The organism is Nostoc sp. 2RC (assembly GCF_014222165.1).
Classification (GTDB): Bacteria; Cyanobacteriota; Cyanobacteriia; order Cyanobacteriales; family Nostocaceae; genus Nostoc; species Nostoc linckia.
Window position 1 is genome coordinate 1 of sequence record NZ_JACKZU010000260.1, and the last position, 11725, is coordinate 11725.

General features: G+C 40.6%; 9 protein-coding genes. 3 read left to right on the forward strand and 6 right to left on the reverse strand.

Annotation, left to right across the window (positions count from 1 at the left end; genetic code table 11):
* Positions 1-382: 382 nt before the first annotated feature.
* Positions 383-1603 carry a glutathione S-transferase family protein gene (locus GNE10_RS24235; RefSeq protein WP_185567349.1) on the reverse strand — a complete coding sequence of 407 codons (1221 nt, stop codon included), beginning with the start codon at positions 1601-1603 and terminating at the stop codon, positions 383-385.
* A gap of 3 nt (positions 1604-1606) precedes the next feature.
* The gene (locus GNE10_RS24240) at positions 1607-2263 is read right to left on the reverse strand and encodes a class I SAM-dependent methyltransferase family protein (protein ID WP_185567351.1); all 657 of its coding nucleotides are present in this window, start codon (positions 2261-2263) and stop codon (positions 1607-1609) included.
* 257 nt (positions 2264-2520) lie between these two features.
* Here GNE10_RS24240 and GNE10_RS24245 point away from each other — a divergent pair, with 257 nt between their 5' ends.
* Complete coding sequence (locus tag GNE10_RS24245; RefSeq protein ID WP_185567353.1) at positions 2521-3543, forward strand: isopenicillin N synthase family oxygenase; 1023 nt, start codon at positions 2521-2523, stop codon at positions 3541-3543.
* Positions 3544-3709: 166 nt separating this feature from the next.
* On the opposite strand, the gene GNE10_RS24250 is transcribed toward GNE10_RS24245, so the two are convergent.
* Positions 3710-5041 (reverse strand): hypothetical protein, encoded by a 1332-nt coding sequence (locus GNE10_RS24250; protein ID WP_185567354.1) that lies wholly within the window; start codon positions 5039-5041, stop codon positions 3710-3712.
* Between the two features lie 886 nt (positions 5042-5927).
* Between GNE10_RS24250 and fmt the strand changes: the two genes are divergently transcribed.
* Positions 5928-6932, forward strand: a complete 1005-nt coding sequence (gene fmt / locus GNE10_RS24255) for a methionyl-tRNA formyltransferase (protein WP_185567356.1) — start codon at positions 5928-5930, stop codon at positions 6930-6932.
* Positions 6933-7050: 118 nt separating this feature from the next.
* On the opposite strand, the gene GNE10_RS24260 is transcribed toward fmt, so the two are convergent.
* Together GNE10_RS24260 and GNE10_RS24265 are read right to left on the reverse strand one after the other, a co-directional pair.
* Positions 7051-7416, reverse strand: a complete 366-nt coding sequence (locus GNE10_RS24260) for a DUF6464 family protein (RefSeq protein ID WP_073640141.1) — start codon at positions 7414-7416, stop codon at positions 7051-7053.
* A 214-nt stretch (positions 7417-7630) separates the two neighbouring features.
* The gene (locus GNE10_RS24265; RefSeq protein ID WP_185567358.1) at positions 7631-9142 is read right to left on the reverse strand and encodes an FAD-dependent oxidoreductase; all 1512 of its coding nucleotides are present in this window, start codon (positions 9140-9142) and stop codon (positions 7631-7633) included.
* A 235-nt stretch (positions 9143-9377) separates the two neighbouring features.
* Between GNE10_RS24265 and GNE10_RS24270 the strand changes: the two genes are divergently transcribed.
* Positions 9378-10280 carry a class I SAM-dependent methyltransferase gene (locus GNE10_RS24270; RefSeq protein ID WP_185567360.1) on the forward strand — a complete coding sequence of 301 codons (903 nt, stop codon included), beginning with the start codon at positions 9378-9380 and terminating at the stop codon, positions 10278-10280.
* A 122-nt stretch (positions 10281-10402) separates the two neighbouring features.
* On the opposite strand, the gene GNE10_RS24275 is transcribed toward GNE10_RS24270, so the two are convergent.
* Entirely contained in the window at positions 10403-11500 is a 1098-nt protein-coding gene (locus GNE10_RS24275) for a calcium-binding protein (protein ID WP_099070128.1), read from the reverse strand.
* Positions 11501-11725: the final 225 nt, after the last annotated feature.

Here is an 11725-nt window from a genome sequence, read left to right on the forward strand (position 1 = left end):
ATATCATGTCCGCTTGATTACTTATTAAACCCGAAAAACCCCACCCCTTAATCCCCTCCCCGCAGGCTCTGAGGGGAGACAAAGCGTAGCTTTGGCTCTTTGGGGTGCAATACTGTGGGAATCATAACTAATTATGCGGACATAATATAATCTGTGTTTGTTGGTTTTGCTACGAACTTTAATATTCAAAGCTTTCCTTGAATAATAAAAAACCATGTCCTTTGTGGGCATGGTTTTTGAGTTAGTAGCCAGATTTGAATGCTGTTTTAAGCTAAGGGAACTGCAAAAAATAAATTATTCAGGTTTGTGTTGTTGACTCTTGACGGTTGACTGTCAACCGTCAACGGTCAACAGCCAACACGAAAATATATGCTTTCTTAAATTAATAGATAGATGCCAAGACTTTATCTGCTGCTGCGCGAAATGCTGTCGCTGCGCCAGCACTCATATCTCGTGGCGCACAGATGCGATTTCTCACGTAGGCTAGAGTAATGGCACCAACAGCAGCTGGGATTGGATCGACGGTTTCTTTTCCACCAATTCTACCCCAAGGCAATGGCAGATTATTTCCATTAATTAGATAGTCTGCCAGCAATCTCAGGTGAAAATCAACTGCTTCGGCGATCGCTGAAATATCACCATTGGCCGCTAAAGCTTGCACTCCAGAGTTTTTCAAAATATCTTTGATTGCAACTTCCCGGTTATCACTGAGTCGCTCAGCTGCTTCTGCTCGATATCGAATTTCCTGGCTAGCTGTTGCATCCAATGGCAATGGATTTCCCACCGGTGTTGCACCCCATCTACGGCGCAGCAATAAATTATTTGTGGTGTTATCAGACTTCACCCTGTGGTATGCAGGACGCTGATTAAGTGCCTCCAACCAACCATTAATTCTGGGGAAGCGGGGGTTTCCTTTGATGTGATAGCCACGGTATACAGGCAAATTAGCCGCCAATCTATCTAAATGAGGGCTATACATAATGTCTACCAAGCTAAAACTTGAAACAAAGTAAGGGCCAGGATATTTACCCAAAGCTTGCTCAAGCTCATCTAATTTAGCTTCAAATGCTGCCTGGAAATTTGCTAATTCATCAGCATCTGTAGGGGTTTGTCTTAAAAATTTATAGGCAATCTCTCTAAATCCATTGGTTTCAGCATCTTCAACCCATTGTCTGGCAATGGCATTTTCCTGTGGATCTTCAGGAAGTAGGGGAGGATTACTAAAGCGTTCTTCTAAAGCCAGGAGAATATCTTTAGATTCGTAGACTAACTTGCCTTCAATTTTTGCACCAGGGACAAGGGATGTGGGAACTAAATCTCTGTACCACTGGGGTATATTACTCAAATCGATGAATTCCGTTGTAAAGGGAATTTCCTTTTCTTCTAGAGCAAACCAAACTCTTTCGCAGAAAGGACACCAGGAATTAGTATCTCGATAAAGGAGAACTGGTGGTTCTGTATTTGGGGAAAGTTTATCTAAACCGCTAGGAATTGGTGCAGTGGAAGGAGATTGTCCCGGTCTTTTGACCCTACGAGCAGAAGTATTTTTCCTCGCAGTTTCTAACAAATCTTCCCAACTCGATATCGTATTTTGAATAGACATATATTATCTCGCTTTATTAGCAACGCCAGAAAAGACAAATAACTGTTGTTCTTTGGGTACTGTCAAATTTTTACCAAGGTAGCGATTAATACCTATACCCATATCTCCTGTAGCTGTAAGTTTGAAGTTCACTTCTTCAAATCCAAAGGCACGGAGAGTTCTTCGTACATTGTCAGAGTAGGCAATACCATTAGAATGTCCGCGAGTCCAGATAACAAAAGCACCTTCTTTACTGAGAAAACTCAGGTTATCCAACAAGCGATTCAGTTCAGTTTCTTCAGGCAGATTGCCAAAGACACCACACACAAGCACAATATCTGCTGGGACTGCTCCTACATAGTTGGTAGCGATGGTTGCATCACCGTTGATAAATTCAATTTGCTTGTCTAAACCCGAAGATTCTAGAGTTGCTCGTCCGCGTTCAACTAAACTTGGATTTATTTCCACAAGTCGTGCGTAAACATCCTGCTTGCGAGGGTGATTTTTTAAAGTTCCTAGCAAATCTCGTCCATCACCCGCGCAAACACTAACTATATGAATAGGGCCATCAGCAGATGCATTCAAACTATAAGCAATATATTCCCGCACGATTTCTAGACGCTGCTGCAATTTTGGCTCACTATTGTAGAGTTCGTGCCATTCAAACCAGTCTCTTGGCATAAGAGGTGATTCCCATTTCATGTAAATTACCGTAAAATAAAACTACTATAAATCGGTAGATAATTAGTATTTAATTGATGAACGCAAAGCTACCATAGAAGTCGATCTAAAATCAAGTCTCATTTAAAATAGGTAAGGGACTTCCAAGTAAAAAAATATTCCACAGAAGATTGTTGACGGTTGACACTCAGCAGTCAACAGTCAACAGTCAACGTTTATACGAACCTAAAACTCCACGCAACGAGGAGGATAACAACATGAAAATCTTATCAGTTGTGGATAAAGGGTTTTCGCAGATTCCCATCGTTGATATTAGTGCCTTGGTTTCTGGAACAGATGAACGCCACACAGTCGCTTCTCAAATTAAACAAGCATGTTGCGAGTGTGGGTTTTTCTATATTGTTGGACACGGTGTAGACGAGAATTTACAGCAACGCTTAGAACTACTGAGCCGACAATTTTTCGCCCAGGATTTAGAAACTAAATTAAAAATCCGTATGGCTTTGGGTGGTAAAGCATGGCGGGGATATTTTCCCGTAGGAGACGAACTAACATCTGGTAAACCCGACCAAAAGGAAGGTATTTACTTTGGCGCAGAACTGGGAGAAGAACATCCACTGGTGCAAAATCATACTCCCATGCATGGTTCTAACTTGTTCCCGACTAATATTCCATTTTTCCGTGAGACAGTACTTGAATACATCGAGGCAATGACCAAGCTAGGACACACACTCATGACTGGCATTGCTCTAAGTTTGGGACTGGAAGAGTCTTATTTTGCTGACCGTTACACAGCAGACCCACTAATATTATTCCGTATTTTTAACTACCCTGCTGATTCATCACCCTCAGATTCCCAAGATAAATGGGGAGTTGGCGAACATACAGACTACGGTATTTTAACTATTCTCAAGCAGGATGATTCAGGGGGATTGCAGGTGAAATCAAGATCGGGCTGGGTTGCTGCGTCTTTGATTCCTAATTCCTTTGTGTGCAATATTGGCGATATGCTAGACCGGATGACGGGAGGTTTATATCGTTCTACACCCCATCGGGTTCAGAATTTGTCAGGACGCCATCGCCTTTCGTTCCCGTTCTTCTTCGATCCAAATTTTAATGCTGAGGTGAAGCGGATTGAATTAGACGGGTTATTGATAAATGACGATAAAAAACAACGCTGGGATGGCGCTAGCGTTCACGATTTTCAAGGAACTTATGGTGATTATGTCTTGAATAAGGTATCTAAGGTTTTTCCAGAGTTGCGACGGAGGGTTTTATAGAATTATAAAAAATCCCCGTTGTCAGTTGTGATGGCAACGGGAGCTTAGGGAACTCCAAAAAATAAATTGTTCCGCTTTAGGTTGTTGACCGTTGACGGTTCACAGTCTACAGTATGATGCGTGAATATTTTTGTACTTGGAAGTCCTTTATCAGATTTACTATTCACTATCTATAAGCAACTTGTGGCCCTGCCCAAATTTCTGTAACCTGTTTTCCGAAAGTAATAGGCTGATCGTCATCGGTTGTGCTGACGGTCTTGCCATCGTTAGCAACTTTCACCAAAGGCCAGTTTTCTTCACCCAGTTCGCCTGCACGAAATAGGACATGATCGGGTTGGCTTTTACTCCAACCTAACAACACTGCGATTTTCTCTGCGTCATGTTCTTCATTAGCAGGAGCTACGACATTAGCGTGATTTTTTTGTCGATCCCAAATCACAGCGCTATCTGTAGAATCACCTGTGTTGAATACGCCTTCAAATTTTCGTGCCAAAAAGCGATCGCCTTTTTCTGACCAACTAACAGGAACTAACACCCCAATTTGACCAGTGGTATCAGTTTCTTCTGCTGACACTGCCTTGAGAGCTTTAGTTTTTAATAGGGGATCGCTAACAGGAGTAGTTGAAGCCATCACCCACATTTTCTTAGTTTGCCTATCTTGTACAAACAAAACGCTGGTGACACGGCTGTTGTACATTTCGGGTTTTACTTCTAGTTGCACTCGGCTATAAACAGCATATTTTCCATCTGGAGAAATTACTGGAATGCTGCGGTAATGACGCACTCCAGAACCACCGTTAGAACTAATAGCTTCTTGAGTAGTTGTAATCCATTTCCAAGGAATAGGATGAGGACTACCGATGGGATCTATTTGTTCTGCTTGGGACTCATCAACTGGTTCACTATTGGGTATTTCTGTTGTTATGGTTGGTTGTGGATCTTTAATAGTTGGTGCTATTTGAGTCGCCGCCAATGATTCAGTAAAACGTTTTTCTCTGGGCAAAGAAATTTTTTCTTCTTTCAAAGATTTGATATGGGCAGCTTTGAGTTTTTGTACTAATTTAATTTGACCAACAGGAACATCTGTTAATGGTGCAAGTTCTACTTCTGCTAGAGGATCGGGAACATTTAAATCACTGCTGGCAATAGAACTATCTAGTTGTGCAAAAGACTCAATTTTATAGTCTTTATACTCTGGTAATACTTGCGGTGCCTGAATAGCGCTGCTTTGTGTTAGCACAGAATCAACTTCTTCTGCTGATAAGTTGACTCCATCTACTGTTAATGTTTCAGCTATCTCAGGTTCCCCAACTAAAGCTATTTCCTTTGACACAGGTTCCGACTCTTCAGTAATTGAAGTTCGTTTAACTACTTCGGATTTTACTGGAGCCGAGTGACCGGATGCTCCTAACAAGGGTGCGATCAATATCACAACGACAACGTAATTAAGAAATGGTTGGGCGCGGAACCATCCTGACAGCAAAAGGGGTTTAAGCATTTGTAGACTCTCTAGAGGGGCGGTTGCTTATGTGAGGAGCAATACCTATGCAGCAATGGAGCAAGCGATAACTATATGTATAACAAGAAACTAAAAGCTTTTACTAAATAATTTCTTTATTTGCGGAAATCTACAACTTTTTTGTTTCATTATACACATCTTTTCTTTTTACATTACTGAATATTTTTTTCCGAAAATATGCGAGTATAGTAACTATGCTGATAACTCAGTAGTTACTACATATCTATAAGTTGCAGTGTAAACACACTTGAACACACCACAAGCGCCTATATTTTAGGGGTTATTTAGCTTAAATTTAGGACTAACTTTATCGAGTAAAGTTAGAGTGCTTAGACTATACTGTTGAACTTTATCCTAGCGATGGCTAGAAACAATCAACGAGCAAGAGTTATCACACTACATTCAGTGCAGACCCCGGTAATGGTAAACGTGAGGCGTTACGTGGAAAGCTGGGAAAGCAGACACATAATACATAATACTCAGAAAATACTGCCGCCAGCAACTTTAAGTTAGAAATTGCAACTTAAATTACAAAAATATTTGCAACGCAGTGCTTTCTTAATAAAATAGAGTTGTACTGAATTTCAGCACAATCATTAGCACAACAGCAATATACACCAAGTTAACTCTCTAGATACACTTTGAAGTACGTAGACCTTTGGGGGTTACTAGAGGGAGATGCAGTTGATTATGAACTTTTATTGTTGCTAACTTAAGGTATTTAAGTTAATCGAACAGTCTATAGTTTCAACAAATACGATAATATCTTACCACCAAACAACAAAATTATGAAATATGTAACTTAAAAGTTGTCAGTTATCAGGGGCGCACTTACCATTAACTAGTGATTAACGATTAATAGGTGATGAAAATCGTATTTTTTGGTACTCCTCAATTTGCTGTCCCAACTTTAGAAAAATTATTAAATAATTGTAAATTTGAGGTGTTGGCAGTTGTTACCCAACCAGATAAACGTCGAGAGCGTGGAAACAAACTGACTCCTTCACCTGTAAAAGCGATCGCCACAGCTCATAATTTACCAGTATGGCAACCTGAGCGGGTAAAGAAAGACACTGAAACATTGAATAAACTCAAACAATCAGATGCAGATGTGTTTGTTGTTGTGGCCTATGGACAGATTTTGTCCTCAAAAATCCTCAATATGCCAAAGTTGGGTTGTATTAATGTGCATGGTTCGATTTTACCGAAATATCGTGGTGCAGCGCCGATTCAATGGTGTTTGTATAACGGTGAAACGGAAACTGGGATCACCACCATGTTAATGGATGCGGGTATGGATACCGGTGCAATGCTACAAATAGCTACCACACCCATTGAATTACTTGATAATGCTCAAGATTTAGCTCAAAGGCTAGCTGCAATTGGTGGGGATTTGTTGGTGGAAACTTTATTGAAGTTAGAAAGTAAAGAAATTCAACCAATACCTCAAAATAATCATGAAGCTACTTATGCGCCTTTGATTCAAAAACAAGATTATGTTTTGGATTGGTCAAAAAGTGCTATTGAATTACACAATCAAATTCGAGGCTTTTATCCCAATTGCACAGCTATCTTTCGTGACAAACCGCTAAAAATCACTGCCTCTGTTCCCCTAGCGACAAAGAGCAATGGCCAGCTTCCACCAGAATTCCAAGAGTCATTACATAAGTTGCCTGATTTGTCAAATATATCAGAGAGACCAGGAATTATAGTCAGTATTGCCAAAGGAATTGGGGCAATTGTCCAGACTGGGGAAGGTTTATTGCTGTTGCGAGAAGTTCAGCTAGCTGGTAAACGTCCCCAGTCCGGATGGGACTTTGTTAATGGTAGTCGATTAACAGTGGGGGAAGTGTTTGAGATGGGGAGTTGAGGGAGATGTAGCTTTAGCTTCTCTTTGGGAGACGCTAGCGCGAACCCGCAGGGTGGGAGATAAGGGAGAATAATTCTTAACTTCTAACTTCTAACTTTTAACTCCTCACTCCTAACTTTTAACTTCTAACTCCTAACTTTTCATAAAAGCGGCAAGATTCGCAAGGGCCATCTGGGTTGACTGCACAGCGAATGATTTCTGAGTGAGCATTGTAGCAACAAGTTGCATCGCCAATTACCCAACGTCCTTCCACCAAACTTTTCTCAGATGGTCGTTTTGCAGACTGGACATAAATGGCAATATTATGCAGACGGTAGCGTCCTGCTTTAAGTTGATATCGATGACGGCGTTCTAGAACCGCGTAGGTTTTACCTTCAAAATCGAGATAATTTCCAGGTTGGGGTGTCCAATCAAGTTGCACTCTACCGAGGGACTCACGCGGATGCGTGAGAATCACCTCGGTTTGTAAAGAGTCTGGCTCCATAAGCTTATGTGATTTGATTTACATTATAAGGATGTTATCGCAATAACTTTCTTTAGCTTACCGAATTTAGATTACAATTAATAATTCAGGATTACCACGGAATGGGGCATTAGGAAAAGGGCAAAGGGCAAAGGGCAAAGGGGAAAGAGAAAAAAAGATGCCTCCTTTTCCCTTGGTGAAGCCATCTCCCCAGTTCCTTGTATATCTTTGAAAGCTACGGTAACCAAAATTCAGGCAAAATGGATTTGCTAAAATCGCGTAGTGTTTGGTTGAGCGATCGCGCCACTTGGATATGTGCTTCATCTGCTTCCACTGGTAAAATCTCAGATGGTTGTCCTTCTCCCAAATAAGACACCACTAAATTCGCTGCTTCTAAACCAGTAACGTAAGCTTTTTCTTGAGACCAGGAACCGTGACGGTTAATAATCCAATCTCCACTCATAAACACGTTGTCAAAACTGGTCTTGGCTGGTAACATGTGACGGTAGCTACCGGGGGCAAAGTGAGTCACTGCTTGAGGTAGGCGAATTACGCTGCTATCGATGAGCTTTGCTTTGCGAAATTCTGGGATACAAGTTGCTAAATAACGCTGAATTATTGGCAAAATCTCCTCATCGCTCAAATTCAGAAATTGATTGGCGTGATAAAAATCGGCTTCGATTACCGTTCCTGGTTCGTGGCGATATTCGTCATGTAGGGTATTTAAATCAAAAAATGTCCAGCCTGTGGTTGCATCAAATCCGAAGCAAGCGTTAGAAGGACGAGGAATATCAATTTTGCGATCGAACCATAACCGCGTTGCTAAAACATCAATTGCTCCCAAATTGCTTAAATTCCGAAATTCTTCACGACTTTGTAAACTAGGACTACTGGAAACAATTTTCTTTATACCTGTAATTCCAACTGCAAAAATCACAGCATCAGCATCAAAAACTTCATCGCCGCAAACCACAGCTTTTGCTCGCTGATTACTATCAACAATTAAATCTGTAACTCGCTTTTTCGGTAATACTCGCGCCCCAGCTTTTTCAATACGTTCCACCCAAGGACGAAATATCTTTTCTCCCACAGTTCCCCGACACCAAACCACATCAAAATCAGGTTGATGAGCCAAAATAAAATAGTAAAGCATCCCCAAAGTTGCCGCCGCTGAACATTGTTCGCCAGGGGCAAATAAACCCACTAATAACATTGGTTCAAAAGCGTCGCGGTAAAGTCGAGAAGAAACATTAAAGTCTTTGAACAATTCGCGAGCAGTAACAAAATCATAACGCCGCCAAGCCGCATCAGAATTATCAAAATCAACAACAGCGTAAAGTAAAGCTAAAGCACTCAGGCGGTCAATTAGTGGCAGCCGTTTAAATTGAGTGTAGAGAAAAGTTCCCAGAGGTGCTGGGAGTCGTGGTAAATCTTGAAAAATTGGTGATTCAACTTCTAACCCCGCAGGGGAATATTGGGAAGAACGAGTCCAAGTAGTAAAAGGATTAATTCCTAATTCATTGACGAGGGAAAAAATATTTTTGTAAGGATACCAAAAGCCATGAATACCGGCTTCTACAGATTTTCCTCTGGGTGTTTGCCAACCTGCCACCAGTCCACCGGGATAAGAACCTGCTTCTAGAAGTGTCACATCATAGCCTTGTTTTGCCAAATGGTAAGTTGCTCCTAAACCTGCCCAACCTGCACCAACAACTACCACCCGTTTTTGTTGTGACTCTTCTACCATTATTGCCTCCGATTCTTCCAGTCCAAGAATTTATGATAGCGTAGCTTCTCCGTAGGATTGGGGAATAAGGAGTAGGGAGTGGCAACAGATATTTTGCTACAGCCCTAAATTCCGAAGTTTCCGCAAAATTGGAAATTTAATGAGGAGAAGCAATTGAGTAAAAACTCCTTGCGGTTAATGCTGAGTTGAGAGTATAACAGAAAACAGATTTAATTATTTATGGGGAATAATCCTAATGACTCAATTAGCAAATGTAAAATTCAGTTTGGATAACTATGAATTACGAGATGGTATTTATTTTCCCAGTGACTACAAAGATTTGAACAGTACTCAACACAAAAAAACCTGGGATAAAATTGGTAAAACATATTATGGCTCCCAAAAAATTGAAGCACTGGCAGATGAATCACCCATCAAACAAGATTACACTCTGCTAACTGGTACTCCTGGAGGTACTTGGAATAAATTCCCATTGAATAAATCTGTTGATTCAGTTCTGGAAATTGGTTGCGGCTATGGTCGCGCACCTTTACATCTTTCTAAAGCCAAAAATTTGAGATGTAAAAAATATTATGGTATTGATATTTCGGAAACTTTATTGCGGCGTTTAATTAAAGTCAAACAAGAGTACGATTTTTTCCCCGAAGCGGAGTTTAATATAATTTGTAATTCTGCTGAAACATTACCTTTAGCAGATAATTCTATAGATTTGGTAATTTCTAATTGTGTATTTATGCATATACCAGATGCACAATTAAGAAATTTATTGGCAGATATATCTCGTGTACTCAAATCTGGTGGAATTTTTGTTTTTAATCATTCATTTCACAATAAGTCTTGCCCATCTCATATCATCCACAATTTTATCAGAAAGTTGAATCCATTTGCGAGAAATCCAGTTTATTTAAAGCAATATTCAACTGCGGAAATAGAGGAAATGTTGGCAAATGCAGGGATGAAAACCAAATGCCCAGAGTATATAGTTGAACCAACCGAAGAATATGCAATTCTCCCGGAAACTGTTAAGGGAATTAAGATCCCGTTTGCTAAAGCTATCAATCAAAGTCTCAGACCACCAGCTAATTTAAAAACAACTTTGGCTTATGGTTTTAGTGCCTACAGCACAAAACTGGACTAATAGCGACAATATCCCCAATTTTTTAGAGACGTTGCAATGCAACGTCTCTACATTATTTTAAAGTATGATTTAAAACTGTCTTAGCCAAATTTTATAGGCTAAACAACTAAACCCAACAATAATTAAGCAATAAAGTCTAAAGCAGTAGATACGGTTGTAGTATCTTGTACCACAGCAATTAAATCGCCATTTCTATAGATGAGGGTATCTAAGGCTGCGCCACCACTGAAATTTGAGGTTTTTTGCAGAGTGTAGCTATTGAGACTACCGCCGATTCTAATTTTGTCGCTATCTGACCGCTTGAAGTCTGTGATGATGGCATATCCACTGCCCAAATAGTCGATGTTGGTAAAGGAACCATTGTAACCAAGGCTGAATGTATCTGCCCCAGTACCGCCAGTATACCTATCGATTTCACCACTACTACCACCGTAGCCACTGAGAAAATCATTGCCTGCTCCACCAACGAGTGTGTCATTTCCCCGTCCCCCGTAAAGCAAATCATTACCATTTCCACCACTCAGGTGGTCATTACCCGCAGGAGTACCGCTACCATTAGTGATTTCATCACCGAAGAGTACATCATTATCATTCCCACCATAAAGTGAGTCATTACCGGCTCCACCAATGAGATTGTCAATCCCATCATCACCATAGATAGAATCGTTCCCGCCCTTACCCTCGATGTAATCGTTTCCTCCGAAACCACTTAGGTAGTTTGAGTAATCATTTCCTGTAATCTTATTGTTAAGGTTGTTGCCGCCACCATAGAAAGCAGTATTGGCATACATCAATGTCAAATTTTCTAGGTTAGCCCCTAGAGTGTAATTAGTATAAGATAAAACTATGTCAGTGCCTTGGTTGCTATATTCAGTAATGGTGTCAGATGTATCTCCCGTTGCAGAGATAATGTAAGTATCATTCCCTGTTCCACCAAGTAAAATATCATTACCTGCTCCACCCCATATAAAGTCATCACCTGCTTCACCGTAGATAACATCATTGCCGTTATCTCCGAACAGGTAATCTTTGCCTCCACGGCCTAGTATGGTATCGCCGCCCTCGCCGCCATAAACATAGTCATCTCCTTCTCCAGCATCAATGATGTCATTTCCGCCTCTGCCATAAATTCTATCGTTGCCTGCATAGCCAAAAATGGAGATGTCAGCAGATTCAGTCCCGTTGAGGTTGTCATTACCAGAAGTGCCGTAGATAGCCATAAATTAATGTCCTCTGAGAATTTTTCTTAGGACTGATGTCAGTTTCATATTTTTTTAGTTGTCTAGACAGGGGGTAAAGGCTCCACTGTAGACGCCATAAAAGAAGATATATGTTTAGTCCTGACATATTCTCCAAGATAAATATTCTCTGTTTCGGATTTATTCGATTTGCTTAATTGTTTGTGATGTAATACCGATTCAAAAAATGTTTGCGACAGATACCCC

Coding starts and splice junctions, on each gene's coding strand:
- GNE10_RS24250 (WP_185567354.1), bottom strand. CDS start 5,041: ATGCTTAAACCCCTTTTGCTGTCAGGATGGTTCCGCGCCCAACCATTT.
- GNE10_RS24265 (WP_185567358.1), bottom strand. CDS start 9,142: ATGGTAGAAGAGTCACAACAAAAACGGGTGGTAGTTGTTGGTGCAGGT.
- GNE10_RS24235 (WP_185567349.1), bottom strand. CDS start 1,603: ATGTCTATTCAAAATACGATATCGAGTTGGGAAGATTTGTTAGAAACT.
- GNE10_RS24275 (WP_099070128.1), bottom strand. CDS start 11,500: ATGGCTATCTACGGCACTTCTGGTAATGACAACCTCAACGGGACTGAA.
- GNE10_RS24245 (WP_185567353.1), top strand. CDS start 2,521: ATGAAAATCTTATCAGTTGTGGATAAAGGGTTTTCGCAGATTCCCATC.
- GNE10_RS24240 (WP_185567351.1), bottom strand. CDS start 2,263: ATGCCAAGAGACTGGTTTGAATGGCACGAACTCTACAATAGTGAGCCA.
- GNE10_RS24270 (WP_185567360.1), top strand. CDS start 9,378: ATGACTCAATTAGCAAATGTAAAATTCAGTTTGGATAACTATGAATTA.
- GNE10_RS24260 (WP_073640141.1), bottom strand. CDS start 7,416: ATGGAGCCAGACTCTTTACAAACCGAGGTGATTCTCACGCATCCGCGT.
- fmt (WP_185567356.1), top strand. CDS start 5,928: ATGAAAATCGTATTTTTTGGTACTCCTCAATTTGCTGTCCCAACTTTA.